The sequence below is a fragment of the Pseudomonas sp. MM211 genome (assembly GCF_020386635.1).
GTDB lineage: Bacteria > Pseudomonadota > Gammaproteobacteria > Pseudomonadales > Pseudomonadaceae > Aquipseudomonas.
Map to the genome: position 1 here is coordinate 897,996 of NZ_CP081942.1, position 25,573 is coordinate 923,568.

Annotated in this window: 23 protein-coding genes; 11 read left to right on the forward strand and 12 right to left on the reverse strand. The window is 62.5% G+C overall.

Going from position 1 to position 25,573, the window contains the following annotated elements; genetic code table 11:
• Nucleotides 1-57: 57 nt before the first annotated feature.
• Entirely contained in the window at nt 58-1,392 is a 1,335-nt protein-coding gene (gene glnT, locus K5Q02_RS04015) for a type III glutamate--ammonia ligase (RefSeq protein WP_225839565.1), read from the reverse strand.
• Nucleotides 1,393-1,637: 245 nt separating this feature from the next.
• Here glnT and K5Q02_RS04020 point away from each other — a divergent pair, with 245 nt between their 5' ends.
• The 9 genes from K5Q02_RS04020 (at nt 1,638) to cls (ending at nt 12,218) form a co-directional block, all read left to right on the forward strand.
• The gene (locus K5Q02_RS04020) at nt 1,638-2,237 is read left to right on the forward strand and encodes a helix-turn-helix domain-containing protein (RefSeq protein ID WP_225836608.1); all 600 of its coding nucleotides are present in this window, start codon (nt 1,638-1,640) and stop codon (nt 2,235-2,237) included.
• Between the two features lie 668 nt (nt 2,238-2,905).
• On the forward strand, nt 2,906-3,772 hold the full coding sequence (gene purU, locus K5Q02_RS04025; RefSeq protein ID WP_225836610.1) for a formyltetrahydrofolate deformylase: 867 nt from the start codon (nt 2,906-2,908) through the stop codon (nt 3,770-3,772).
• Entirely contained in the window at nt 3,769-4,647 is an 879-nt protein-coding gene (gene folD, locus K5Q02_RS04030; protein ID WP_225836612.1) for a bifunctional methylenetetrahydrofolate dehydrogenase/methenyltetrahydrofolate cyclohydrolase FolD, read from the forward strand. Before purU ends, folD begins: the two co-directional genes overlap by 4 nt.
• Nucleotides 4,647-5,888, forward strand: a complete 1,242-nt coding sequence (locus K5Q02_RS04035; protein WP_225836614.1) for an FAD-dependent oxidoreductase — start codon at nt 4,647-4,649, stop codon at nt 5,886-5,888. The genes folD and K5Q02_RS04035 overlap by 1 nt, the downstream gene beginning before the upstream one ends.
• A 13-nt stretch (nt 5,889-5,901) precedes the next feature.
• Nucleotides 5,902-6,198: a sarcosine oxidase subunit delta gene (locus tag K5Q02_RS04040; protein ID WP_225836616.1), complete on the forward strand. Its 297-nt coding sequence runs from the start codon at nt 5,902-5,904 to the stop codon at nt 6,196-6,198.
• Nucleotides 6,195-9,092 carry a 2Fe-2S iron-sulfur cluster-binding protein gene (locus K5Q02_RS04045; protein ID WP_225836618.1) on the forward strand — a complete coding sequence of 966 codons (2,898 nt, stop codon included), beginning with the start codon at nt 6,195-6,197 and terminating at the stop codon, nt 9,090-9,092. The genes K5Q02_RS04040 and K5Q02_RS04045 overlap by 4 nt, the downstream gene beginning before the upstream one ends.
• 68 nt (nt 9,093-9,160) lie before the next feature.
• Nucleotides 9,161-9,772: a sarcosine oxidase subunit gamma gene (locus tag K5Q02_RS04050; RefSeq protein ID WP_442963988.1), complete on the forward strand. Its 612-nt coding sequence runs from the start codon at nt 9,161-9,163 to the stop codon at nt 9,770-9,772.
• 131 nt (nt 9,773-9,903) lie between these two features.
• Nucleotides 9,904-10,683 (forward strand): IclR family transcriptional regulator, encoded by a 780-nt coding sequence (locus K5Q02_RS04055; RefSeq protein WP_225836622.1) that lies wholly within the window; start codon nt 9,904-9,906, stop codon nt 10,681-10,683.
• A 95-nt stretch (nt 10,684-10,778) separates the two neighbouring features.
• On the forward strand, nt 10,779-12,218 hold the full coding sequence (cls, locus tag K5Q02_RS04060) for a cardiolipin synthase (protein WP_225836624.1): 1,440 nt from the start codon (nt 10,779-10,781) through the stop codon (nt 12,216-12,218).
• Here the strand turns inward: cls and K5Q02_RS04065 are convergent.
• The 8 genes from K5Q02_RS04065 to K5Q02_RS04100 all read right to left on the reverse strand — a co-directional run bounded on the left by K5Q02_RS04065 (nt 12,215) and on the right by K5Q02_RS04100 (nt 19,412).
• A complete protein-coding gene (locus tag K5Q02_RS04065) occupies nt 12,215-12,745 on the reverse strand; it encodes a DUF3617 domain-containing protein (protein ID WP_225836626.1) in 531 nt (176 codons plus the stop codon). The two genes, cls and K5Q02_RS04065, sit on opposite strands and share 4 nt — an antisense overlap.
• Before the next feature lie 84 nt (nt 12,746-12,829).
• Entirely contained in the window at nt 12,830-13,333 is a 504-nt protein-coding gene (locus K5Q02_RS04070; RefSeq protein WP_225836629.1) for a GNAT family N-acetyltransferase, read from the reverse strand.
• Nucleotides 13,334-13,509: 176 nt separating this feature from the next.
• Nucleotides 13,510-14,433: an allantoinase PuuE gene (gene puuE, locus K5Q02_RS04075; protein ID WP_042553488.1), complete on the reverse strand. Its 924-nt coding sequence runs from the start codon at nt 14,431-14,433 to the stop codon at nt 13,510-13,512.
• 54 nt (nt 14,434-14,487) lie between these two features.
• Entirely contained in the window at nt 14,488-15,189 is a 702-nt protein-coding gene (locus K5Q02_RS04080; protein ID WP_225836631.1) for an aspartate/glutamate racemase family protein, read from the reverse strand.
• The gene (locus tag K5Q02_RS04085; protein WP_225836632.1) at nt 15,186-16,004 is read right to left on the reverse strand and encodes an ABC transporter permease; all 819 of its coding nucleotides are present in this window, start codon (nt 16,002-16,004) and stop codon (nt 15,186-15,188) included. The genes K5Q02_RS04080 and K5Q02_RS04085 overlap by 4 nt, the downstream gene beginning before the upstream one ends.
• A gap of 2 nt (nt 16,005-16,006) precedes the next feature.
• Nucleotides 16,007-16,840 carry an ABC transporter permease gene (locus K5Q02_RS04090; protein WP_442963989.1) on the reverse strand — a complete coding sequence of 278 codons (834 nt, stop codon included), beginning with the start codon at nt 16,838-16,840 and terminating at the stop codon, nt 16,007-16,009.
• 101 nt (nt 16,841-16,941) lie between these two features.
• Nucleotides 16,942-18,276 (reverse strand): ABC transporter substrate-binding protein, encoded by a 1,335-nt coding sequence (locus K5Q02_RS04095; protein WP_225836636.1) that lies wholly within the window; start codon nt 18,274-18,276, stop codon nt 16,942-16,944.
• On the reverse strand, nt 18,276-19,412 hold the full coding sequence (locus tag K5Q02_RS04100; RefSeq protein ID WP_225836637.1) for an ABC transporter ATP-binding protein: 1,137 nt from the start codon (nt 19,410-19,412) through the stop codon (nt 18,276-18,278). Before K5Q02_RS04100 ends, K5Q02_RS04095 begins: the two co-directional genes overlap by 1 nt.
• Nucleotides 19,413-19,739: 327 nt before the next feature.
• On the opposite strand from K5Q02_RS04100, the gene K5Q02_RS04105 reads away from it, so the two are divergent.
• Nucleotides 19,740-20,432, forward strand: a complete 693-nt coding sequence (locus K5Q02_RS04105) for a GntR family transcriptional regulator (protein ID WP_225836639.1) — start codon at nt 19,740-19,742, stop codon at nt 20,430-20,432.
• A 153-nt stretch (nt 20,433-20,585) separates the two neighbouring features.
• On the forward strand, nt 20,586-21,398 hold the full coding sequence (locus K5Q02_RS04110) for an ion transporter (RefSeq protein ID WP_225836641.1): 813 nt from the start codon (nt 20,586-20,588) through the stop codon (nt 21,396-21,398).
• A gap of 167 nt (nt 21,399-21,565) precedes the next feature.
• On the opposite strand, the gene K5Q02_RS04115 is transcribed toward K5Q02_RS04110, so the two are convergent.
• From K5Q02_RS04115 to K5Q02_RS04125, 3 genes are all read right to left on the reverse strand, one after another.
• On the reverse strand, nt 21,566-21,964 hold the full coding sequence (locus K5Q02_RS04115) for a DUF1850 domain-containing protein (RefSeq protein WP_225836643.1): 399 nt from the start codon (nt 21,962-21,964) through the stop codon (nt 21,566-21,568).
• Nucleotides 21,961-24,024, reverse strand: a complete 2,064-nt coding sequence (locus K5Q02_RS04120; RefSeq protein ID WP_225836646.1) for a TRAP transporter permease — start codon at nt 24,022-24,024, stop codon at nt 21,961-21,963. The genes K5Q02_RS04115 and K5Q02_RS04120 overlap by 4 nt, the downstream gene beginning before the upstream one ends.
• 118 nt (nt 24,025-24,142) lie before the next feature.
• Nucleotides 24,143-25,099, reverse strand: coding sequence for a TAXI family TRAP transporter solute-binding subunit (locus tag K5Q02_RS04125; protein WP_225836648.1), 957 nt, complete (start codon nt 25,097-25,099; stop codon nt 24,143-24,145).
• Between the last annotated feature and the right edge of the window lie 474 nt (nt 25,100-25,573).

Consider the following 25,573-nt stretch of genomic DNA (forward strand, 5'->3'; position numbering starts at 1 on the left):
GGCAGAAGGCGCCCTACCCACGGGCGGGCGCCGGAAACGGTTGAAGAGAAGGTCGGATCAGAAGAATTCGGTGTAGCGCTTGATCTCCCAGTCGGAGACGTGGCGACTGTATTCCACCCACTCCATGCGCTTGAGCTTGATGAACTCACCGACGATCTCCTTGCCCATGACTTCGGCAAACAGCGGGTCGGCTTCCAGCGCGTCGCAGGCTTCCTTGAGCGACTGCGGCAGGGTCTTGATGCCTTTCGCGGCAATCGCTTCGAGGCCCAGTGCGTAGAGGTTTTCGTTGCAGATCTGATCGGGCATCAGTTGCCGGTCGATACCGTCCAGCCCAGCGGCGATGATCGCGGCGCTGACCAGGTACGGATTGCAGCCGGCGTCCGGCAGGCGGAACTCCAGGCGGCCGTAGGGCACACGCACCATCGCCGAGCGATTGTTGGCACCAAAGGCGATGAAGGCCGGAGCCCAGGTGGCCCCGGACAGCGAGTTGCCGACCACCAGGCGTTTGTAGGAATTCACCGTCGGCGCGGCGAAGGCGCAAAGCGCCGGCCCGTGAGCCAGCAAGCCAGCGGCGAAGTGATACGCGAGTTTCGACAGACCCATGCCGTTCTTGTCGCTGGCATCGAAGAACAGGTTCTTGCTCTCGGCACTGGCGATGGACAGGTGGAAGTGCATGCCGTTGCCAGCACGCTTCGGATCCGGCTTGGGCATGAACGAGCAGATCATGCCCAGATCGTTGGCGATTTCGCCGGCCGCCATGCGGAAGAAGGTGAAGCGGTCAGCCGACTCCATGGCGTCGCTGTAGGTGTAATTGATCTCGAACTGGCCGTTGGCGTCTTCGTGATCGATCTGATAGATGTCGAAGCCGACCGGCTGCAGCGCTTCCGTCAGCTTTTCCAGAAACTCGCGAGAGCGCGACAAGCCTTTGTAGTCGTAGCACGGCTTGTCGAGGTTATCGCTGGCGTCGACCAGCTGCAGGGTGCCGTTGGCGTCACGGCGCATCAGGTTGAACTCGGGTTCCAGGCCGGTATTGAGCGTCCAGCCGCGCGCCTTGAGACGCTCCACCTGCTGCTGCAAGACATAACGGCTGTCGTACGGCCAAGGCTCGCCATCGACGTGCCCGATGCACACCACCCGGCCGTAACCCGGCTGCCACGGCACGGGAATCAAGGTCGACAGATCGCCTTTGGCCATGAAGTCCGGCCCATGGGGCTCCATACCCATGCCGCAGATGGCGAAGCCAGCGAACCCTGCCCCAGCTTCCGCCACCGCTTCGAGGCCCGACACCGGCACCGACTTGGTCTTGGCCGAGCCATGGATATCCACGAACTGGGCAAGCACATACTTGATCGCGTGTTTCTCGATGACCCGCTGGGTTTCGCTTGGCAACATCATGTGCCTCCTGTCGACTCGATGATTATTCCGATTAGGAAATTAACTTTCCCAATAAGAATGCAATCAACTTGCCAATTTTCAGCACAACGCATGCGAGCCAGCTGCCGCGCGGGTTTTCTTCTATCCGCAGAGGAAAAATGCTTTCATAGCAGGAATCTCACACCGCCCGGCGTGCACCGTTGCGAAGCAGCCTGATCATTCCTGGTGCGAATTTATTATTCATAATTAGAAAATGGCCTCGCATGAGCAAACCGACAGATATCCCACCCCGCCTGAAACTAGAGCAATACCTGGGCATGCAGATTCGCCGTCAGCGCCAGGCTCAGGAACTGAAGATCGCCGAAGTCGCGCGCATCGCCGGCATCAGCCAGGGCATGCTCAGCAAGATCGAGAACGCCCAGGTATCCACCAGCCTCGATACCCTGAGCCGACTGTGCGATGTGCTGGGCATGCCGATGTCCAAGCTGTTCAGCCAATACGATCAGCAAGGTAGCGGTGCACTGCTGGTGAAGTCCGAAGAAGGCCTGGAAGTGGTGCGCCGCGGTACCGAGAAGGGTCACACCTACCATCTGCTGAACCATACCCGCGGGCCGAAGAAGAGCTTCGAGGCCTATATGGTCAGCATGGACGATGCCAGCGAGGAGTTTCCGACCTTCTCTCACCCAGGTACCGAGTTCCTGCACCTGCTCGAAGGTGAACTGGTCTATCGCCACGGCAACCAACTCTACGCCATGCAGGCCGGCGACAGCCTGACCTTCGACGCTGAAGTCCCCCACGGCCCGGAACAGCTGGTGCAGGTTCCGATCCGCCTGCTGTCGATCATGAACTACGGCAAGGAGTGAAGGCCGAGTTCATTCGGCGGCTATAAGGCGCAAGCGGCCATCTGCTGCGGGGTTCGATCTGATCGTTCCTCACGCTCCGCGTGGGAATGCCTGCAGGGACGCTTTGCGTCCGATGTCGAGGCCTTGCGGGCGCAGAGCGCCCTGGATTGGGCTCCCACGCTGGAGCGTGGGAGCCATCATCAGGCGGAAGCGGACGGTGAGCAGGGCTTTTGTGGGAGAGGCTTTAGCCTCGATTTTGCCTAGCTAGGCGTAAAGAGCTCGCGGCTAAAGCGGATCGCCGCCCGGCCCCTCCCACGAGATCGCGACCGGCCGCTTTCGCACGTCGCACTCAACGCCCTTCTTCCAGCGCGCCCTCCAGGTCGAACAGAGCTGGTTGGCTGATGGCGCCATACCCCTTCCGTTTTCTCGCCTCAGAGACGAACCCGCGACCTGGCTGCGGACTGGCGCCGGGAACAGCGATGACGTCCTCGCCATTATCCTCGTGACCACATCCTATAAATTCCTGTGGGGATAAATAAATTCTCCACAGGCATGGACACGAACAAAACATTCGCTTATAAAAATCACCATCAAGAAAATTAGATTCGTCACAAGAAAATATTTTTATAGACGAACCACGCATTTACCCATGAAGAATTCCCTGCCGCCGACCCTTCAGAGGATCCGACATGCAGCACGCCCAGAATCAGTACGTGATCAAGATCAGTTGCCCGGCCACGTCGGGCATCGTCGCCGCGGTGGCGTCCTTTCTTGCCGAGCATCAGTGCTACATCAGCGAGATGTCGCAATTCGACGACGAGGTCAGCAGCACCTTCTTCATGCGCGCGGTATTCCGTTTCAACACCGGCGTGACCGATGACCTGGCGAAGATCGAGGAAGGCTTTGCCGCGGTGGCCAGCGCCTTCGAGATGACCTGGGGCCTGTACAGCACCAGCAAGCCCACGCGCGTACTGTTGATGGTCAGCAAGTTCGACCATTGCCTGGCGGACCTGCTCTATCGCCATCAGAAGGGCGAGTTGAACATGGAGATCACCGCCATCGTCTCCAACCACCTCGACCTGCGCCCCATGGCCGAGCGCGAGGGCATCCGCTTCATCTACCTGCCGGTGACCAAGGACACCAAGACCGGGCAGGAAGCCGAGCTGATGAAGATCGTCGATGAAACCGGCACCGACCTGGTGGTGCTGGCGCGCTACATGCAGATTCTTTCCAACAACCTGTGCAAGCAGCTGGCTGGCCGGGCGATCAACATCCATCACTCCTTCCTGCCCGGCTTCAAGGGTGCCAAGCCTTACCACCAGGCGTTCGAGCGCGGCGTGAAGCTGATCGGCGCCACCGCCCACTACGTCACCTCGGATCTCGACGAGGGCCCGATCATCGAGCAGGAAGTGCAGCGCGTGGATCACGCCCTGAGGCCTGACGATCTGGTCGCCATTGGCCGCGATACGGAAACGGTGGCGCTGTCGCGAGCGGTGAAATATCACATCGAGCACCGCGTGTTCCTCAATGGCGACCGCACGGTGATCTTCCGATGAGCCCGTTGATCGACGGCAAGGCCGCGGCCGCCCGCGTACTCGCCGACGTACGGGCAGAGGTCGAGCAGTTGCACGCTCAGGGCGTCGAGCCGGCGCTGGCCGTGGTGCTGGTCGGTGACGATCCTGCCAGCCACGTCTACGTGCGCAACAAGGTGCTGCGCGCCGGTGAAGTCGGCATTCGCTCGCTCGAATATCGCCTGCCGGCCGAAGCCAGTGCCGCCGAGGTCCTGGACGTGGTCGGCGCGCTGAATGCCGACCCGGCCGTGCACGGCATCCTGGTGCAGTTGCCACTGCCCACACACATCGACGAAGTACGCGTGCTGCAAGCCATTGACCCCAGTAAGGATGTCGATGGCTTCCATAGCGAGAACGTTGGCGGCCTCAACCAGGGCCGACCGGTGCTGACACCCTGCACGCCAGCCGGCTGCATGCGCCTGCTGCGTGACACCCTGGGCGATCTTTCCGGCAAACACGCCGTGGTGGTCGGCCGCTCGAACATCGTCGGCAAGCCAATGGCCGCGCTGCTGCTGGCGGCCAACTGCAGCGTCAGCGTGGTGCACTCGCGCAGCATCGAGCCGCAGAAGCTGTGCAGCCAGGCGGACATCGTGATCGCCGCCGTCGGCCGCCCGAGAATGATCGGCGCCAGCTGGATAAAGCCCGGTGCCGTGGTGATCGACGTCGGCATCAACCGCATCGAGGAAGACGGCAGAAGCCGCCTGGTCGGGGATGTGGATTTCGCTGCCGTGCAGCCCGTGGCCGCGGCCATCACCCCGGTACCCGGTGGAGTCGGCCCCATGACCATCGCCATGTTGATGCACAACACCGTCCTCGCCGCCCGTCAGCAGACCGGCCAGGCCATTCAGGAGGCTCGCTGATGCCTTTCTCGCTGCTCAAATACGGCCTGTCGTCGGAGTATCCCGTCGAGGTCGACCTGCCCGCACCGAAGGAGCTCAAGTCCTCCTACGACGTGGTCATCATCGGCGCCGGCGGGCATGGCCTGGCCACCGCCTATTACCTGTCGCGGTACCACGGCATCAGCAACATCGCGGTGCTGGAGAAAGGCTACCTGGGGGGTGGCAACACCGCACGCAACACCGCGGTGATCCGCTCCAACTACCTGACCAGCGAGGGCGTGAAGTTCTATATCGAATCGGTACGGATGTTCGAGAACCTCTCCAACGAGTTCGACTTCAACATCATGTACTCCGGCCGTGGCCAGCTCACGCTGGCCCACACCGACGCCAGCGTGCGGGCGTTCCGCCAGCGCGCCGAAGTGAACAAGCACTTCGGCGGGCGTACCGAGATGATCGATCGCCAGCAGATCCGCAAGCTGGTGCCGAGCCTGAATCTGGATCCCGGCCATATTCCGGTGCTCGCCGGCCTCTGGCACATCGACGGCGGCACCGCGCGCCACGACGCCGTGGCCTGGGGCTACGCCAAGGGCGCAGCCAAGCGTGGGGTGGAAATTCACCAGCTCACCGAGGTACAGGACTTCGTCGTCGAGGGCGGGCGCATTCGCGCGGTGAAGACCAACCGCGGCACCATTCAGTGCGGCTGCGTGGTGCAGGCGGTGGCCGGTACCAGCTCGCTGCTGATGAACAAGCTGAATATCAAGGCGCCTATCCACACCTATCCGCTGCAGGCGATGGTCACGCAGCCGTTCAAGCCATTCCTCGATCCGCTGGTGAGCTCCTCGGCCCTGCATTGCTACGTGCAGCAAACCAGCCGTGGCGAGATTGTCTTTGGCGGAGGTTCCGACCCCTACCCGCTGTACAACAGCCGTTCGACCCTGGATCTCAAGGAAAGCCTGCTGGCCTCGGCAGTCGAGATGTTCCCCTTTATGGCCAACGCCAAGCTGATGCGCCAGTGGGGCGGCATCACCGACATGACCCCGGACTACAGCCCGATCATGGGTCTGTCGCCCATCGACGGCTACTACCTCGATGCTGGCTGGGGAACCTGGGGCTTCAAGGCCACGCCGATCTGCGGCAAGACCATGGCCGAGCTGGTCGCCAGCGGCGGCAAGGTTCCGGAGCTGATCGCGCCGTTCGGCCTGGATCGCTTCAGCCGCTTCCAGCAGGTCAACGAAATGGGCGCCACGGCGGCCAGCCACTGACGGGTTACAGCCAATGAAGATCATGACTTGCCCGCTCAACGGGCCGCGCAACATCAGCGAATTCACCTACGGCGGCGAACTCAAGCACATGCCCAACCCGACGACCTGCAGCGTCGCGCAATGGGCCGACTACGTGTTCAACAGCGAGAACCTGCTCGGTGTGGTCACCGAATGGTGGATGCACACGCCGTCGAGCTACTGGTTCCTGGCCGAGCGCCACACCGGCAGCGACGAGATCCTGCGTACCTTCGACCCTCGTGAACTGTTCGACCAGCGTGTCGATTTCGCCGCACCGGAGGCCGCCCAATGAACCGCCTGCCCGCCCCCATGGGGTTGTTGATCGACCGCAACAGACCACTGACCTTCAGCTTCGACGGCCGCTCGTGCCAGGGCTTTGCCGGCGACACCGTGGCCAGCGCTCTGGCTGGCGATGGTCGTTGGCTGCTGTCACGCTCGTTCAAGTACCACCGCCCACGGGGCCCGCTGACCATGGCCGGCCAGGACGCCAATACCCTGGTGCAACTACCGGACGAGCCCAACGTGCTGGCGGACGACCACCCGATCGCTGCCGGTATCAGCGTCACCCCACAGAACGTCAATGGCAGCCTGGAGAAGGACCGCGACGCGATTCTCGGCAAGTTCTCCAAGTTCATGCCGGTCGGTTTCTACTACCGCGCCTTCTACAAGCCCAAGGGCATGTGGAAGCGCTGGGAACCGCTGATCCGCAAGAAGGCTGGCCTCGGCGTGCTCGACCTCAAGTTCGAGCCGACCTATCACGACAAGGCCTACCTGTTCTGCGACCTGGCAGTGATCGGCTCCGGGCCCGCGGGCCTGTCCGCCGCCCTGCACGCGGCCAACGGTGGCGCCAAGGTACTGCTGATCGAACAGAACCCGGTACTCGGCGGCTCGCTGACCTACGCCCGCTTCGGCCTCGACGCCAACGCCGCCATGGGCCTGCGTGAAGAACTGGTCAGTGCGGTGAAGGGCCATGCCAATATCCGCGTGCTCGACCAAGCCCTGTGCAACGCCTGGTTCGCCGATAACTACCTGCCGGTGATCCAGGGCAACCGCCTGTACAAGGTGCGCGCCAGGCAGTGCATCATCGCCAGCGGCTCCTTCGACCAGCCGGTGATTTTCCGCAACAACGACCTGCCGGGCGTGATGCTGACCAGCGCCGCCCAGCGCCTGATGCGCCTGTACGCGGTGAAACCGGGCAAACGCGCGGTGGTACTGACCGGCAACGATGACGGCTACCTGGCCGCCCTCGACCTGTTTGATGCGGGTGTGGAGGTCGCCGCGGTGGTCGACATGCGCGAGCGTATCGACACCCCCGGCCTGGTCACTGCGGTGCAGGCCAAGGGCATTCCCTGTCACGCCGGCCACACCGTGTATGAAGCGCTCGCCGACAAGCACGCGCGCCACATCAGCGCTGTCGACGTCAGGCGTATCAGCGCTCAAGGCAAGGTGGCCGAGGCCAGCACGCGGATCGATTGCGACCTGCTGTGCATGTCCGCCGGTTACATGCCGGTCTACCAGTTGCTCTGCCAGGCGGGCGGCAGCCTGCGTTACGCCGACGAACATGCGGCGTTCTCGATCCATAATCTGCCGAAGATTCTCCGCGTAGCCGGCTCGGTGAACGGCCGCCACGACCTGCAACGGGTAATCGCCGACGGTCAGCGCGCCGCCAGCGAAGCCCTCGTCGACCTCGATCTGGGCGGCGCTCCGGTAGACGGCGCGGACAAGGACGACAGCCGGGTCAACTTCCCCTGGCCGATCTTCGCCCACCCCCAGGGCAAGGAGTTCGTCGACTTCGACGAAGACCTGCAGATCCGCGATATCGTCAACGCCACCCGTCACGGCTACCGCGACGTGCAACTGGTCAAGCGCTTCTCCACCGTCGGCATGGGACCGTCCCAGGGGCGCCACTCGGCGCTGCCCACGGCGCGCCTGGTCGCCGATGCCACCGGTCGTAGCGTCAGCGAAACCGGCGTGACCACGGCCCGCCCGCCCTTCTCGGCAGAGAAGCTCGCGCACATCGCCGGCCGCGGCTTCGACCCCTATCGCCAGACCGCCATGCACCGCCGCCATGTCGAGCTCGGCGCAAGGTTGATGCCCGCGGGCGTCTGGCAGCGCCCGGCGTTCTACGGCAAGGCTGAAGATCGTGAAGCCTGCATGCAGGCCGAGGCCCGCCATGTGCGTGAGAAGGTCGGCCTGATCGACGTGTCCACCCTGGGCGGCCTCGACATCCGCGGGCCGGATGCCGCCGAGCTGCTGGAACGCATGTATACCTTCGGCTTCAAGAAGCTCGCCGTCGGCCGTACCCGCTACGCGCTGATGACCGCCGAGGATGGCGTGGTGATCGATGACGGGGTGGCCTGCCGCCTGGCCGAGCAGCACTTCTACGTATCGGCAACCACCAGCGGCGTGGATCGCGTCTACCGCAGCATGCTCAAGTGGAATGCGCAGTGGCGCCTGAACGTCGACATCGCCAACGTCAGTGCCGCCTTCGCCGCGGTCAACCTGGCCGGGCCGCTGTCGCGCCAGGTACTGGAAAAGGTCTGCAGCGATGTCGACCTTGGCGCTGAGGGCTTCCCCTATCTCGGCGTGCGTGAAGGCAGCGTTGCCGGGGTACCGGCGCGGCTGCTGCGGGTCGGTTTCGTCGGCGAGCTGGGTTACGAGATCCACGTGCCGGCGCGCTTCGGCGAGCACCTCTGGGATGCGCTGATGGAGGCCGGCAAGGCCGAGGGTATCCGCCCGTTCGGCGTGGAAACCCAGCGCCTGCTACGCCTGGAAAAAGGCCACGTGATCATCAGCCAGGACACCGATGGCATGACCCACCCTGCGGAGATCGACATGGGCTGGGCCATCGGCCGCAAGAAGCCGTTCTTCGTCGGCAAACGCACCATCGAGATCCTCGAAGCGCAGCCCCTCAAGCGCAAACTGGTGGGCTTCACCCTGCCCAGGGGCAGTGCCAAACCGCTGGAAGGCCATCTGGTGCTCAAGGGCCCGGATATCAGCGGCAACGTGACGTCCTGCGAGTACTCGGAAACCGTCGGCGCAATCATCGGCATGGCCTACGCGGGCGCCGATCAGGCCGAGCCGGGCATGCAGATTCCAATTCGCGTGGAAGGCGGCGAGGTGGTGCAGGCCAGCGTGGTGAAACTGCCGTTCTTCGATCCACAAACCAAGCGTCAGGAGCTGTGACCATGAGCCTGAATATCCAGGGCTGTGCCGAACGCAGCCCTATCTACAGCCTGTACGGCCAAGCCGAGCTGACCCAGATCGGTGAACGGCTCTTCGTTGCCCGCCACGGCAGCGGTGACGAAACCGAACAACTGCAACGCTGCGCGCTGATCGACCTGAGCAACCTGCCACGGGTCGGTTTCCGTGGCGCCGACAGCGCCAGCTACCTGCAAGGCAGGGGCTATCAGTTACCGGACATGCCCAACCGGGCGCGTGTGCAGGACGGTGACGAGGCGGTGCTGCGGCTGTCGCAGACCGAGTACTTCCTGCTTGGTAGCCTGACCGATGGCGGCGCCCGTATCGCCGCCGAAGAGCAGGCGTGGACGCACAGCGAACAGGCCTGCTATCTGCTGCCCCGTCAGGATAGCCACGCCTGGCTGGCACTGACCGGTGCGCACCTGCCGGAACTGCTGGCCAAGGTCTGCGGCGTAGACCTGCGCGCCGACGCCTTTCCGATCGGCGCGGTGGCACAGACCTCGATCGCGCGCCTCAATGCCATCGTGGTCAATGCCGGCACGGAAGCCCTGCCGATCTTCCACATTCTCTGCGACCGCGCCTCCGCCCACTACCTGTGGGGCGCCTTGCTGGACGCCATGGACGAGTTCGGTGGCAAGCCGGCGGGGATCGAAGCGCTGCAATAAGGCCGATGATCGTTCCCACGCTCCCGCGTGGGAACGCCTGCCAAGGACGCTCCGCGTCCGCTGCTGACCCTGTGACGCACCTGATACTCCCACGCCGGAACGCGGGAGCCATCCATGAAAGAGATTCGCCCATGGCCGCCGATAAAGAAGAGCTGACCGACTACCGCGTCCCCGCGCTGCAACGCGGGCTTGGCATCCTGCAGATGTTCAATGCCAGCGAGCGCAGCCTGAGCAGCAACCTCATCGCCGAACGCCTGGGCGTCAGCGTCTCGGCCATCTACCGCATTCTGGTCACCCTCACCGACATGGGTTACCTGAACAAGCTAGGCACCAACAACTACGAACTTGGCCCCCAGGTGCTGTGCGACGGCTTCGCCTACCTGGCCAGTCGCGACCTGGTGGATATCGCCATGCCGCACCTCAACACCCTTCGCGACCGTACCTCGATGTCCTGCCATCTGGGCATCCGCGAACACACCGAGGTGGTCTATCTGTACCGTGCCTTCGCCGCCCAGCGACTGTCGGTCAACGTGCCGATCGGCACACGCCTGCCGTGCCACGTCACCGCCCTGGGCCGCGTACTGCTCAGCGAGCTGGATGAAAACGCTCTGGCGGGGCTCTACGCACACGTACGCCTGGACGGCTACCCGGCCCCCGCACCGAAGACGTTGCCAGAGCTGCTGCGCATGAGCGACGAGGATCGCGCCCGTGGCTTCGTCCTGCATCGCTCGGACTACTCCACCGCCATCGCCGCTCCGGTACGTGATCACAGCGGGCATATCGTCGCCGCCATCAACCTGTCCGGGCCGGATGCCGTGATGGACGACGAAGCCAATCGCCAGACCCTGCGTGAAACCCTTTTGACCAGCGCGGCCCAGATATCCCGAAGCGCCGGCTACCGGGCGGCATGAATCACCCGGGCTTCACGTGAAACGCTGATTTCTATCGGTGACGTCGTGTCGATAGCGTGGTCTATGCTGGCACAGCAGCCAATAAGCGAACGGCAATGGAATTCGGCATACAGCATTTCTTCGGTTATCTGATCGCGGCGATTCATGGCCTCGGGGCGATAGCTGCCGTGCACGCGATCCTTACCGTACGTACCGCTCAGGGCGCCATCGCCTGGGCGTTGTCGCTGTTCTTCATGCCCTACCTGACGCTACTGCCCTACGTGGTCTTCGGGCGTAGCCGTTTTTACGCCTACATCGAAGCCCGCCGCCAGGTGGACAAACAGATGCACCAGGCCATGGCCGCCCTTGACTGGCGACCGTGGGTTGCAGAAGCCATCGCCGCTGGTGAGTCGGAAGCCTACGGGAAGCTACGCGCCTTGCCGCGGCTGGGTCGCATGCCCTGCCTGGCAAACAATCAGGTGAGCCTGCTGATCGATGGCAAGGCGACCTTCGAGGCGATCTTCCAGGCGCTGGCCGAGGCGCGCCAGGTGATCCTTATCCAGTTCTTCATCGTCCACGACGACAAGCTTGGGCGCCGCCTGCAGGAAGTATTGCTCGAACGCGCAGCTGCCGGCGTGCAGGTGCACTTTCTCTTTGATGCAGTCGGCAGCCATGCCCTGCCGCGGCGCTATATCAAACGGCTGCGCGAAGGCGGTGTATACATGCACGCCTTTCCCACCGGCGGCAGCCTGTTCAATCGCTTCCAGCTGAACTTCCGTAACCACCGCAAGATCGTGGTGGTAGATGGCGAGCGGGGATTCCTGGGCGGCCATAACGTTGGCGACGAGTATCTCGGCGAGAAGCAGAGCCTCTCGCCATGGCGTGACACCCACGTCGAAGTGCACGGCCCGGCCGTGGTTTGCCTGCAGGAATCCTTCGCCGAGGACTGGTTCTGGGCCACACGTAAACTGCCGCCGCTGCTGCTGCCCGAGCGCTATCCGGACGAAGGCATGCTCTGCCAGGTGATCACCAGCGGCCCGGCGGACGCCCAGGAAACCTGCTCACTGCTGTTCGTGGAAATGCTCAACGCAGCCCGCGAACGCATCTGGCTGACCAGCCCCTACTTCATTCCCGACGAAGCGCTGTTCGCCGCGCTGCGCCTGGCCGTGCTGCGCGGCGTGGACGTGCGTATTCTGCTGCCGTCGCGGCCGGATCACCGCATCGTCTATGCAGCGTCCAGCCTGTTCGCGTTGGAAGCGCTGCGCGCCGGGGTGAGGATCTTTCGCTACCTGCCGGGTTTCCTTCATCAGAAGGTCGTGCTGATCGATCAGGATATCGGCGTAGTGGGCAGCGCCAACCTGGATAACCGCTCCTTTCGCCTTAACTTCGAGATCACTCTGGTGACGGTCGACGCAGAGTTCGCCCGACAGGTCGAAAGCATGCTCGAGAACGATTTCAGCCAGTCCCGCGAACTGGTCGGCGCCGACCGCCGCGAGGTGCATCGCCTTCAACAACTGGGCATGCGCGTAGCGCGGCTGATCTCGCCAATACTTTAAGGCTGACGCGGCTTTAGCGCGCCGCAATCGGCCGACACCCAGCGGGCGTCCGACTCCATGCTGCCCTGCTGACGACCGGCACCGCTGTCGAATTCGCCGCTGACCTTGGAGGTGAAGGATTTGTCGTCGAGGAAATGCGCCTCACCCTGCCCCTGACCCTGCGGACAGGTGAAATTGAACACCCAGCGATCGTTGTCGCGCGAGGTGATCTGCTGGCGGCAGTTGGGATCCTGCAAGGGGATGTTCTGGGCATCGATCTGCGCCTGGCTGATGCAGTACTGCACGCCCTTTTCGCCCAACTGGATACCCTGCTGGGCCATCGCCCGCTCCATCATCTCGCGCTGCGCCTGGGGCAGGTTCTTGAACTGCTGCAGCATCACGTCGCTGCTCGGCAGGGCCTTGCCGCCCAGCTGCATGTTCTTCGAGGTGATCTCCCAGAGACCGGGCTGGATCTGCTGCTGAGCTGTCGCCATGAACGGCAGCGCCAGCAGGCAGAGTGGCAGGAACTTCAAACTAGGCATCGGCATGTAAGACTCCGTTCGGTGACCGCGACGTGGCTCGCCTAATCTCCGACAGCAGCGCACTCAGGATGTCACTACAGAAATGCCTGATCAGCCTTCGACTTCCTGGTGATACAGCTGTAGCCCGCGTGCCTGATAGTTGGCCAGAGCACTGGGGTGATCGAAGGTGCAGGTGTGTACCCAGACCCGCCGAGTACCCGACCAGGCCCAAGCGGACTGCAGCGCGTGGGTCAGCAGCGGGCCACCGAAGCCCTGGCCGAAGAACGCTTCGGCCAGACCGAAATAGAGAATTTCCACCGAGCCCTCGGCGTCACGCTGCAGCTCGTAGTAACCGGCGATGGCGCCTTGGTGGTAGGCCACCCAAGTACGATGAGTGTCAGTCTCGACCAGCTCGCGCCACTGCGCGTCCGACCAGGACAGCTTGTCCGTCCACTCCCAAGGCCCGCCCACCAACTGGTAGAGAAAGCGGTTGAGCTGGAACTGCTTGATCCGGCATTCGACGATCTGCAAATCATCCGGCAACGCCTTGCCACGCACCTGCTCGGGGCTGTGCATTTCCAGGTAATACGTGATGTTGTCGCCCTGCTCGCTCATGCCGTCATCCGTCGTGTTGGTCAGGGCCACCCGGCCCAGGCAAAAAGCGCAGGCTAATGATCTTCGATGGATTCAGCAATCCGCTCAGGCTCGGCAGCTCTCGATACCCTGATTCCTATCTGCTGCAGGCGTCTTTCGAAATACCCAGCCAACCGCCCTGGCGAAGCAGTGCGTTTCTACGCTTGGTAAGGATGATGCTCGACCCAGTGCCGGGCGATGTCGACTCGACGCGCCACCCAGACACGATCATGGGCTTCGATATGATCGAGGAAGCGTTGCAATGCTCGGAAACGCCCAGGGCGACCGATCAGCCGTGCGTGCAGACCGATCGACATCATTTTCGGCGCCGTTTCGCCCTCGGCGTAGAGCACGTCGAAAGTATCTCTCAGGTAGGCGAAGAACTGGTCACCACTGTTGAATCCGCCCGGGCTCGAGAAGCGCATGTCATTGGCGTCGAGCGTATAAGGCACGATCAAGTGAGGCTGACGGGTACCGTCGCGAGTTTCTACGGTGCTCCATAGCGGCAGGTCGTCGCCGTAATAATCGCTGTCGTAGAGAAAGCCGCCATGCTCGACCACCAGGCGCCGCGTGTTGGGGCTGTCTCTACCGGTATACCAGCCGAGCGGTGCGGCGCCGGTAAGGCGGGTAATCAGCTCGACCGCGCGCTCGAGGTGTTCGCGCTCCAGATCGGCCGGAGTGTTCTGGTAATGCAACCAACGCCAGCCGTGACTGGCGATTTCGTGGTTGCGTGCGACCAACGCCTGGGTGATGTCCGGGCAACGCTCCAGGGCCATGGCGACGGCAAAGGCGGTAAGCGGCAGTTGGCGGCGTTGGAATTCATCGAGGATGCGCCACACACCGGCACGGGAGCCGTATTCGTACATCGACTCCATGCTCATATGCCGATCGGCAAAGCTCTGCGCACCGACGATCTCGGAAAGAAACGTTTCGCTCTGCGGATCCCCATGCAGCACACAACTTTCACTGCCCTCCTCGATATTGAGCACGAACTGGACGGCGATTCGCGCATTCCCCGGCCATTTTGCCTGAGGCGGGTTGCCTGCGTATCCGCGCAGGTCGCGGGGATAATGTGGAGTCATGTTCTTCCTTAGGCTGCTTTAGAGGTGATAGAAAATGTGCCAGCGGCACAGCCGCTACACCACCTTCTCGCGCGGCCAGGCATAGCTCAGGCTCTTGCTGCTGCCCAGGCGCAACTGCACCAGCGCCTCGACCCACTTCAGCGCCACCTGCACCCCATCGACCACCGGCACGCCAAGATCCTCCTGGAGGCGCTGCGCCCACTGGCTCATGCCAGCGCAGCCCATCACTAGGCATTCGCTGCGGTCATCGCGCAGAATCTGCCGGCCCAGATCGCGCAGGCGCAGGTAATGGGCAGGGTCACGCTCCAGCTCCAGCACCGGAATATCCGCCGCATGGATATTCGCGCAGCGCCGCTGCAGGCCATAGCTGTGCATGTTGCGCTCGATGATATGGATCGAGCGCGGCAGGCTGGTGAGGATCGAGTAGCGCACGCTCAGCATGCTCGCCGCGTGCATGGCCGCTTCGCCGATACCCAGCACCGGGCCACTGGCCAACTCTCGGGCGGCGTCCAGGCCGGTGTCGTCGAAACAGGCGATCACAACGCCTTGCACGCCTTCTTCCTGAGCTTGGCGCATCGCCCCCAGCAGGTGATAGGCCGCGTACACGCCATCGGCCGCGCCCTCGATACTCGCCACCGAGCCGGGCAGATGGATCACGCTCAACTGCGTATCCGCGGCCTTGATGCCCTGACAGGTTGCCTCCAGTAAATGGGCCATACCCGCCGAGCCATTGGGGTTGATCACGCGAATTTTCATACGGGTTTTCTCATACGCTGGCTAAAACTCATCAACAGCAGCACCAGACCAATCAGCGCCAGGGAAAACAGTGTGGTCAGTGTGCCCAGCGCATAGAGCACCGGCGTGGTGACGTTGGTGGTCATGCCGAAGATTTCCAGAGGCAGGCTATTGAAGCTGCCGGAGACCATCAGGGTGCGGGCGAACTCGTCGTAGGACAGGGTGAAGCCGAACAGCGCCACCCCGAACAGGCTCGGGGCAATCAGCGGTAGAACGATCAGGCGTACCGTTTGCCAGGCGCTCGCGCCGAGGTCGCGGGCAGCCATTTCGTAGGCGCGGTTGAAGCGGTTGAACACGGCGAACATGATCAGCAGGCCGAACGGCAGGGTCCAGGTCAGGTGCGCGCCAAAGGCCGAGCTGTACCAGATCGGCTCCCAGCCGAGGCGATCGAACATCAGGCCAATGCCCAGGCTGACCAGAATCGACGGAATGATCAGGCTCGCCAACGTCAGGTAGAACAGTGCCTGACTGCCAGCGAACGGGCGCCGGTAAGCGAACCCGGCGAGCACCGAGAACACCAGGGTGCAGGCCATCACCGCGATGCCGAGGAGAATCGAGCGGCTGAAGGCGCCAGCGAAATCGCCCACCTGCTGGGCCTGGAACAGGTTGTGAAACCAATGCAGGGACACGCCGTTCATGGGAAAGGTCAGCCCGCCGTCAGGCCCCTGGAACGAGAGAATGCCGATGGTCAGGGTCGGCCCGTAGAGAAACAGTACGAACAGGCCAAAGAACAGACTCAGGCAATAAAAGCTCAACGGCCGTGCCGTGGATTTCATGGTCATAGCTCCTTGCGGATATCCACCAGGCGGAACATCACCACCAGCATCAGCAGCACCGTGGCCAGCAGCACCACGGCACTGGCCGCAGCCGCCGGGTACTGCAGCAAGCTGATCTCGTTGTGGATCAGCACGCCGACCGAGGCATGCAGGCCGCCGCCCATGATGCGCACGGTGACGAAGTCGCCCATCACCAGGGTCAGTACGAAAATGCTGCCGATGAGGATGCCCGACTTGCACAGCGGCACGATCACCAGCAGGAGGATCTGCCAGGTCTGCGCGCCGGCGTCCCGCGCAGCCTCGATCAGGCGGCGGTCGATACGCATCATGGTGTTGAAGATCGGCACCACCATGAACAGGGTGTACAGGTGCACATAGGCCAGAACGATGGAGAAATCGCTGTACAGCAGAAACTCCAGCGGCTGGTCGATCAGCCCGGCACCGATCAGGCTGCTGTTGACCAGACCATTGCGCCCTAACAGCGGTATCCAGGAAATCATGCGGATGATGTTGGAGGTGAAGAACGGGATGGTGCACAGCAGAAACAGCAAGGTTTGCACCTTGTTGCTGCGAATGTGGAAGGCCAGGTAGTAGGCCACGGTAAAGCCCAGCGTCAGGGTGATCAGCCAGGTCACCAGGGCGTACTTGAAGGTATTCAGGTAGGCCTGCAAGGTCGTCGGCGATGACAGCAGGTACTGGTAGTTGCCGAAGATGAAATCCGGGATCAACTGGTAGGAGTCGTAGTCCCAGAAGCTCACCACCACGATCACCGTGATGGGAAAGACCAGGAACAGCAGCAGGGTCAGCGCCAGCGGCAGGGCTTGCAGGTGGCTGATGTTGGCGAGTCCGGTGCGCATATCGAATCCAGGCTGCGGAAAAGTAGGGTGTCGCAGGCGTAGCGGTGGATGAAACAACGTCATCCACCGCTACGGCCGGCTCAGGAAACGATGAATTCGTTCCACTTGCGGATCATGTGGCGGTTCTCGTCCATCACCGAGTTCCAGCAAGCCACGCTGCCCATGCGCTGCTCATAGGAGCCACCATCACGCACAGCGCCGGCCTTTTCCATGACCTTGCCGTCCGGGCTGAGAATGTCGCTCTGGGCGGCCTTGCCCTCCATCCAGAAGCCCCACTCATCGGCGCTCATGTACTGCTTGGAGGTCTCGGGCGCAGCGCTGTAGTAGCCCTGGCGGTTGAGGTAGGCACCGACCCAGCCCGACAGGTACCAGTCGATGTACTCATAGGCCGCATCCAGCTCCAGACCGCTGAGGTGCTTGGCCAGACCAATGCCGCCGCCCCAGGCCCGATAGCCCTCTTCCAGCGGCTGGTAGGTGCAAGCCACACCGCGGCTGCGCACGGCGGCCACGGCCGGTGACCACATGGACTGGATCACCACCTCACCGGAGGCCATCAGGTTCACCGACTCATCGAAGCTCTTCCAGAAGGCGCGGAACTGGCCGTCTTTCTTCGCCTGCATGAGGATGGCGATGGTCTTGTCGATCTCGGCCTGGGTCATGTTGCCCTTGTCGCCGTAGGTGATCTCACCCATGGATTCGCAGATCATCGCCGCGTCCATGATGCCGATGGACGGGATGTTGAGGATCGAGGTCTTGCCCTTGAAGGCCGGATCCATGATGTCGCGCCAGTTCTTGATCGGGCGCCCGACCAGATCCGGGCGAATGCCCAGGGTGTCGGCGTTGTAGATGGTCGGCACCAGCGTCATCCAGCGGGTCGGCTCACTGGCGAACTTCAGCGAATCGGCGCTTTCGACGAAGCCAACGGTGTGCGGCGCCGTGCCTTGGGCGATCACCGAATCGGCGTTCAGTTTGCCGTTGATGAACAGCGGCGAGATCTTGTCGAAATTCTTCAGGCGCCGGGTGTCCATGGCCTGCATGGTGCCGGATGGGTACACCTTCTTGCCGATCCAGTACTCGATATCGGCAATGTCGAAGGAGCGTGGCTGAGTCACCGCCCGCTGCGCCACCGCATCGGAGTCCAGCGCGGTGAGTTGCAGGGTGATACCCAAATCTTCCTTGGCCTTCATGGCGATGTCGTTGAGGTTGGACACCCCGGTGCCGAACTGACGCAAGGTGATGTTCTTGATGTTCTGCGCCCAGATCATCGGAAATCCAGTGATCGCGCCGGAGCCCACGGCCACTGCCGAGGCCACTCCCAGCCCCTTGATCAGGCTGCGCCTGGACAATCCCTTGGCGGATTCCACCTGCGGGGTTTCGGCGGGGAGTTGCGGGGTGCTGTCGTCGTGCTCGCTCATCAGTGAACCTCCTTGGTCGGGTTGGCGTGTTGTGGGGAGAACAGGTTGAGGTGCGTGGCATCCCAGGCCAGGGTGACCTCGGCGCCCACCTCGGGTACCTGGCACTGGCGGTCGGCCAGGTAAACCATCAGCGGCGTAGCGCTGGCGGTCTGGCATTCGACATAGATGAAGGCGCCCTGGAACTCGACATCGCAGACCCTTGCCGGCAGGCCAAACTGCCCAGCCGGCGGAACGCTGCCAGGCGGCAGGATGTCCAGGTGATCGCAGCGCACCGAGAACGCCAGCGGCGTACCTACGGTGGCCTCGGCATAGGCGTCGCCCAGTTGCGCCAGGCTCAGGCTGCCCTGCCCTACACCTTCGACGCTGAGCACCACGCGATCAGCCTCGCGCTTAGTCAGCTCGCCGCGCATCAGGCTGTGGCCGCCGATGAATTGCGCGACAAAAGGAGTGGCCGGCCGCTCGAACAATTCCCGTGGCGGCGCGACCTGCTGGATCTTGCCACCGTCCATTACCACCGCCAGATCGGCCAGGGCGAAGGCTTCCTCCTGGGAGTGGGTGACGTGAATGAAGGTCAGCCCCAATTGCTTCTGGATCGCCTTGAGCTCCTTGCGCATGCGAATCCGCAAGAACGGGTCGAGAGCGGACAGCGGCTCGTCGAGCAGCACCACATCCGGCTGGGTAATCAGTGCACGGGCCAGTGCCACGCGCTGCTGCTGACCACCGGAAAGCTGCTCGGGATAACTCTCGGCGTAGTCCTGCATGTTCACCAGCGCCAGCAGCTCGCGGGCCTTGGCGTGGCGCTCGGCCTTGGCCATGCCGGCGATGCGCAGGCCGAAGCCGACGTTGTCCAGGCAGCTCATGTGCGGGAACAGCGCGTAGTTCTGAAACATCATCGCCGTGCCGCGCTGGGTCGGCGAAAACTCGGTGACGTTGCGGTTATCCATAAGGATATCGCCCTCGCTCACCTCTTCGTGCCCGGCCAGCATGCGCAAGGTGGTGCTCTTGCCGCAGCCGCTGGGGCCGAGCAGGCAGCAGTAGCTGCCGCTGGGTATCTTCAGATGGATATCACTGACCGCCACCCGCGCACCGTAGGACTTGTGCACCGCCACGAGCTCGACCTGACCTTTCCCAGACATGCTTGCCGCCTAAAATTGCTAACAATTACAAATCAAGTGTTAGCAACCGCTGTGCCATGCGTTCATTCCAGCGCATATAAAACGTGCCGTAATTTTGCTGCCCGGTGTATCCGGCTGAAAACCGGATAGTTTTTCTATCAGCCTAAAGACGTCTGCGCGCATCGACGCTACTGGGATAATTCCCGCCTAATCGCACAACAATAGGGCAACCCGATAAAGCTGTGCACCAGTTGGTACAACGCTCCCCCCTTTGCCACCGAATTGTTAACAATTACACTGCACCCTAGCGCCAGCCGCCCTGGCTTCCCCTGTAAAAGAGCATCGCCCATGGCCAGTCACGTCATTCTTGAAGTGCAACGCATCTATAACGCGATCTACGACGCCATCGTCGAGCAGCGTCTGCCGCCCGGCACACGCCTGACCGAACTCAATCTGGTCGAGGTGTTCCAGGCCAATCGCAATCACATCCGCAGTGCCCTGCGCGATCTGGCTCACCTCAAGCTGGTGCGTTTGGAAATGAACCGTGGCGCCTTTGTCGAAGAGCCCACGCCGCAACAGGCCCGCGAAGTGTTCGCCGCCCGCCGGGTGATCGAAAAGGCGTTGATCGAAGAAGCCTGCAAGCGCATGCAAGCCCCCGACCGCCGCGCCATCGAAGTACACCTGAAGGCCGAGTTGGCACTCGGGCACGAACCGGCCAAACCTGAGTTCATACGTCTGTCAGGTGACTTTCATCGCCTGCTGGCACGTATTGCCGGCAACAGCACCCTGGGCGAAATGCTCGAAGGCCTGATCGCCCGCAGCTCGCTGATCATCGCTCTGTATGAAAACCATAGCGGCATCCAGTGCTCGCACAACGAGCATGAAGCCCTGGCCACGGCCCTGCTCGACGGTAATATTCAGCAGGCGACGCTGTGCATGGAGGAACACCTGCTGAATATCGAACAGCGTTTGCGCCTGGCCCCACCGGAGAGCGAAGAAGTTGATCTGTTCAAGGTGTTTGCCCAGCGGTCATCCGGGTAATCGGAGAGCTGCCGGGGTCGTGAGATCGGGCCGCCGTAACAATGCGTAACCCGAAATCCCTGCTGAAATGCCGCTTGCACCTGATTACTGCCAGCCTGAAACCTTAGAATCATCAGCCTCCTGCCCGAACCGGACATCGACTGACGCTTGCCCATGAATAGCCCCCAACCCTCCCCGAACGCCGCCTGGCGCCTGAAACTGGCCGAGGTGATGGACGGCACCCCGGTGCAGCGTCTGATCACCGTGCTGATCCTGATCAACGCCGCGATCCTCGGCATGCTGACCTCGGCGGAGATCGTCAGCGAGTGGGGCTGGCTGCTGTTGCCTGTGGATATGTTCATTCTCGCGGTGTTCGTGATCGAGCTGGCGCTGCGCTTCGCGGCCCGTGGCATCGGCCTGTTGCGTGATCCGTGGGCGGTGTTCGATTGCATCGTGGTGGGCATCGCCCTGGTTCCGGCCAGCGGGCCGTTCAGCGTATTGCGGGCCTTGCGCGTTTTGCGGGTGCTGCGTCTGGTGTCGATCAACCCGAGCATGCGCAAGGTCGTGCAAGCGCTGCTCGCATCGCTGCCTGGCATGGGCAGCATCATCATGCTGATGAGTCTGATCTTTTATGTGTCGGCGGTGATGGCCACGCAGCTGTTCGGCGAGCGCTTCCCCGAGTGGTTCGGCTCGCTGACCGCTAGCCTGTATTCGCTGTTCCAGATGATGACCCTGGACAGCTGGTCGAGCGGCACGGTGCGACCGATCATGGAGGTCTATCCGCTGGCCTGGGTGTTCTTCATCCCTTACGTACTGATCGCCACCTTCATGATGCTCAACCTGTTCATCGCGGTGATCGTCAACGCCATGCAGGACGCCCAGGGGCCAGACGCCGAAGCGGAGGCACGGGTGCAGCGCGAACAGATGATCCTTGAGGAACTCCGAGCCTTGAGGACTGAATTGACAGAGATGCGCCGCAGCCGTTGATCATCTAAGCCGTGGGTAGAGGGACAGTTTCGTAGCGGGAGCGGACATCGGGCGCTGCTGCTTTTGTGGGAGGGGCTTTAGCCGCGATTGTGCCTAGCTAGGCGTAAAGAGCTCGCGGCTAAAGCGGATCGCCGCCCGGCCCCTCCCACAAGTTACGCGAATGTCCGCTAGCGCCTTCCCCCTGCCCCCTCACAGCTCCAAAGCTCCACCGCTGGCTGGCTTGCCGTCGGTGGGCCGAGCCACTCGCTGAAAGGCTGGCAGCCTTGGGCATCGCAAAGTTGATAGTCGCCCGCCTCGGGCGTACGCCCGAGGCGTAACGGTTGCAGAGGCGGCAACTGACGCTGGTAGTGCCAGGCACCACCACGCAATACCGCGCCGTCAGGAATCTCCATGCCGGCGCCCGAACCCTTGACCCGCGCCTCACCGAGCAACAACCCCTCGGCACTGACGCGGTAATCCTCCTCCCAGCGAATCTTCTCGATGCTGTGATCCCAGGCCAGGGTAAAGGCCGGGACGGGCATTTGCGCCCAGACCACCCCGGCCAACCCCATGCACAGTCCGATCAAGCGGCCGCCAGCGCCGGCTGACGACGCACGCGCAGCACATGCAGGGCAATGACCGCAGCCGCGACCAGGAAGCCGATTTCATCGGTGGTCACGTTATACAGACCCAGCAGGTCGTAGCTGAACACCGAGGCCGGAATCACCAGCGATGCACCGGCAGCAAACACCAGCAGACGCTCCCAGGCCCGCAGCGGCGCATAGAGGTAACCGACCACCGCCATGCCCCACAGCCCGACGGCAAATACCGACTTGATGAACATGTAGAGGATCGCGCCCCAGTCATCACCCTGCATCAGCAGCGCCGGGTCATACACTGCCATGAACGGTACGACGAAGCCGCAGGCGGCGATGCGCACCGACCACAGGCTGATCTTCAGGCCGTTCTCCTTGGCGATCGAACCGGCTGCGAAGCAGGCCAGTGCCACCGGTGGCGTCAAGTCGGCCATCAAACCGAAGTAGAAGACGAACATGTGCGACACGATCAGCGGCACACCCAGCTCCAGCAACGCCGGCGCGGCGATGGCGCTGGTGATGATGTAGTTGGGAATGGTCGGGATGCCCATGCCGAGGATCAGGCAGGTGAGCATGGTCAGTACCAACGACAGGAACAGGTTGTCCTCACCGATGGCCATGATGTAACCCGCGAAGGTGGTAGCAATGCCAGTCAGCGAGACCACACCAATGATCACGCCCACCAGGATGCACGCAACCGCTACCGGTATCGCATGGCGCGCGCCCTCAGCCAGAGCCCAGACGCAAGCGCGCAGGGTTTCACGCCCGCCCTTGACGTAGAAGCAGCCAGCGACCAGCACCGCGATCACACCGAACACCACGCCAATGCCGAACTTGAGGAAGCCGGAACTGACCAGACCCAGAGCAATCCAGAAGGCGATCTTCAGCCACAGGTTGCTGGCGCGCATGACGATCGCCGTGCCGAGGATGACGATAGCGGTCAGGGCCAGGCCCACGGTGCCGGAGAACATCGGGGTGAAGCCGGCAAACAACAGATACACCAACACACCCAGCGGGATCAGCAGGTACCAGCGCTCCTTGATCGCCGCGAACGGATCCGGGCACTCGTCTTTCGGCAGGCCGACCAGCTTGAGGCGCTGGGCTTCGAGGTGCACGGTCCAGAAGATCGAGCCGAACCACAGCAGGGCTGGAATCAGCGCCGCCTTGGCAATCTCGACGTACGGCACGTTGATGGTCTCGGCCATGATGAACGCCACGGCGCCCATAATCGGCGGCATGATCTGGCTACCCATGCTGGCCGAGGCCTCCACCGCTGCGGCGAAGGTGCCCTTGTAGCCGAAGCGCTTCATCAGCGGGATGGTGAACTGGCCGGTGGTAACCACGTTGGCCACACCCGAACCAGTGATGGTGCCCATCAGGGCCGAGGTAACCACCGACACCTTGGCCGGGCCGCCGGTCTTGTGACCGAACATGCCCATGGCGAAATCGGTGAACAGCCTGATCATCCCCGCCTGTTCGAGGAAGGCGCCGAACAGGATGAACAGGAAAATATAGGTACCCGACACATAGGTCGGCGTGCCGTAGAAACCTTCAGTGCCGAAGGACAGCTGATTGATGATCTGATCGAAGTCATAGCCGCGGTGCGCCAGGTCACCGGGCAGGTGCTCGCCAAACAGGCCGTACGCCAGGAAGCACCCGCAGATGATCGGCAACGCCAGGCCCATGACCCGTCGCGCCGCCTCGAATACCAGCACCAGCAAGGTCACCCCAACCACCATGTCGAAGGTGGTGAGGTCGCCCGAACGCTGGATCAGATCCGCCTCGAAGTACCACTGATAAATCGCCGTGCCCAATCCCGCCAGGCCCAGCACCCAGGCCAGCGGCGTCCACGGGCGTCCTTGGCCGCGCAGGGGGAAGCACAGATACACCATCAGCAGAACAAAGCCGACATGCCCGGCGCGCAGCACCTGGCTGGAGAACGGATGGAAGGCGGCCCCGATGATCTGATAGACCGAAAACAGGATCGCGACGTAGAACACGGCCTTGGGCCACTGACTGGGGTTGCCGGTCAGACCTGGATGATCGCTCATGGATAGACTCTCGATGCAGCTGGAGTAACAGCGGGCCATTGCCTTTCAGGAAATGGCCGAGCGCCGATTCGATGACAGAGGGAACCGGACACCCGGCCCGGCCCCTCGTGCATCCGTGTTACTTGAGTACGCCGGCTTCCTTGTAGAAGCGCTCGGCACCCGGGTGCAGCGGGATCGGCAGCGCCTCGGTAGCGGTTTCCAGAGCGATGTCATTGGCTGCGGAATGCGCGGTGCGCAGACGGGCAAGGTTGTCGAACAGCAGCTTGGTCATCTGGTAAGCCACCTCGTCGGAGACCTTCTCGTGGCTGACCAGCAGGTTAACGATGGCGGCGGTCGGCACGTCCTGATCCTGGCCGTCGTAGGTGCCGGCCGGAATGACCTTGGCTTGATAGGCCTGGCTGTCGATCTTGGCCACGACGTCTTCCGGGATCGCCACAAAGGTGATCGGCACCATCGACGCAAGGTCACGGATCGCCGCCATGCCCAGACCGGACGATTGCAGGGTGGCATCCAGCTGGCGGTTCTTGATCAGCTCGACCGACTCGGCGTACGGCATGAACTCGACCCGGCCCATGTCCTTGTAGCTCAGGCCGGCGGCCTTGAAGATGGCCCGGGCGTTAAGCTCGGTGCCAGACTTCGGCGCGCCGACGGAGATGCGCTTACCTTTCAGGTCTTCCAGGGTCTTGATCCCGGATTCCTTGCTGGCAACGATCTGGATGTAGTTCGGGTAGGTGGCGGCGATTGCGCGGATCCGGGTCAGCGGCGCCTTGAAGCCAGCGTCTTCCACACCGTTCCAGGCGTCCTCGACCGAGTCACCCAGGGCAAAGGCAATTTCGCCACGACCGGATTGCAGCAGGTTGAGGTTTTCCACCGAGGCCTTGGTCGCCTGTACCGAGGTTTTCGCGCCCTCGATGCCGTTGCCATACAGCTGCGACATGGCCACACCAATCGGGTAATAAACACCGCTGGTACCACCGGTCAGCACGTTGATGAAAGTCGGTGCGGCGAGTACCGCGGTGCTGGCAGTGAAGGCCGCAGCGGCGGCGAAGAGGCTGAAGCGCTTGGTCAGTCGCATGGTGTTTCTCCGTGATTATTCTTGTCAGAGAGCCGGTTCGGGATCGATGACCAGAGAGAACGGAGAGCGGCGAACAGAGAGGGAAATTACTCTGCCGCAGACGACCTGTTGTCTTTTTTATGGTCACCGAGCTGGAGGCCGGTTGCCCATGAGACATTGCAGGTGCCGTGCCAGCGGTGAAGATGCGCAGGCCAGAGCGGTAGCGGGTTTCGGGGGAGAATGAAACCAGCGGAACCCCGCTTATTCGCGGTAGACGACCGGCAAGATTCCGCTCAGATAGAGCGACGGTTCTCAGAAGCGGACGCAGAGCGTGGGAGCGATCCGACAGATTCGGTAGGGCGTATTAGCCGAAGGCGTAATCCGCCGCATGAAGCCGGCAACGTTGTTCGCGGTGAACGACGGATTACGCTTCGCTAATCCATCCTACAAAGCTGGGTTCATCGATGGCTCCCACGCTCCAGCGTGGTAGCCCAG

Excerpts from the sequence above, each read along its gene's own strand:
- K5Q02_RS04125 (WP_225836648.1), bottom strand. The coding sequence starts at position 25,099 with ATGCGACTGACCAAGCGCTTCAGCCTCTTCGCCGCCGCTGCGGCCTTC.
- K5Q02_RS04070 (WP_225836629.1), bottom strand. The coding sequence starts at position 13,333 with ATGAGCGAGCAGGGCGACAACATCACGTATTACCTGGAAATGCACAGC.
- K5Q02_RS04105 (WP_225836639.1), top strand. The coding sequence starts at position 19,740 with ATGGCCAGTCACGTCATTCTTGAAGTGCAACGCATCTATAACGCGATC.
- cls (WP_225836624.1), top strand. The coding sequence starts at position 10,779 with ATGGAATTCGGCATACAGCATTTCTTCGGTTATCTGATCGCGGCGATT.
- K5Q02_RS04045 (WP_225836618.1), top strand. The coding sequence starts at position 6,195 with ATGAACCGCCTGCCCGCCCCCATGGGGTTGTTGATCGACCGCAACAGA.
- puuE (WP_042553488.1), bottom strand. The coding sequence starts at position 14,433 with ATGACTCCACATTATCCCCGCGACCTGCGCGGATACGCAGGCAACCCG.
- folD (WP_225836612.1), top strand. The coding sequence starts at position 3,769 with ATGAGCCCGTTGATCGACGGCAAGGCCGCGGCCGCCCGCGTACTCGCC.
- K5Q02_RS04100 (WP_225836637.1), bottom strand. The coding sequence starts at position 19,412 with ATGTCTGGGAAAGGTCAGGTCGAGCTCGTGGCGGTGCACAAGTCCTAC.
- glnT (WP_225839565.1), bottom strand. The coding sequence starts at position 1,392 with ATGTTGCCAAGCGAAACCCAGCGGGTCATCGAGAAACACGCGATCAAG.
- K5Q02_RS04055 (WP_225836622.1), top strand. The coding sequence starts at position 9,904 with ATGGCCGCCGATAAAGAAGAGCTGACCGACTACCGCGTCCCCGCGCTG.
- K5Q02_RS04020 (WP_225836608.1), top strand. The coding sequence starts at position 1,638 with ATGAGCAAACCGACAGATATCCCACCCCGCCTGAAACTAGAGCAATAC.
- K5Q02_RS04110 (WP_225836641.1), top strand. The coding sequence starts at position 20,586 with ATGAATAGCCCCCAACCCTCCCCGAACGCCGCCTGGCGCCTGAAACTG.
- K5Q02_RS04065 (WP_225836626.1), bottom strand. The coding sequence starts at position 12,745 with ATGCCGATGCCTAGTTTGAAGTTCCTGCCACTCTGCCTGCTGGCGCTG.
- K5Q02_RS04120 (WP_225836646.1), bottom strand. The coding sequence starts at position 24,024 with ATGAGCGATCATCCAGGTCTGACCGGCAACCCCAGTCAGTGGCCCAAG.
- K5Q02_RS04035 (WP_225836614.1), top strand. The coding sequence starts at position 4,647 with ATGCCTTTCTCGCTGCTCAAATACGGCCTGTCGTCGGAGTATCCCGTC.
- K5Q02_RS04085 (WP_225836632.1), bottom strand. The coding sequence starts at position 16,004 with ATGAAATCCACGGCACGGCCGTTGAGCTTTTATTGCCTGAGTCTGTTC.
- K5Q02_RS04095 (WP_225836636.1), bottom strand. The coding sequence starts at position 18,276 with ATGAGCGAGCACGACGACAGCACCCCGCAACTCCCCGCCGAAACCCCG.
- purU (WP_225836610.1), top strand. The coding sequence starts at position 2,906 with ATGCAGCACGCCCAGAATCAGTACGTGATCAAGATCAGTTGCCCGGCC.
- K5Q02_RS04040 (WP_225836616.1), top strand. The coding sequence starts at position 5,902 with ATGAAGATCATGACTTGCCCGCTCAACGGGCCGCGCAACATCAGCGAA.
- K5Q02_RS04080 (WP_225836631.1), bottom strand. The coding sequence starts at position 15,189 with ATGAAAATTCGCGTGATCAACCCCAATGGCTCGGCGGGTATGGCCCAT.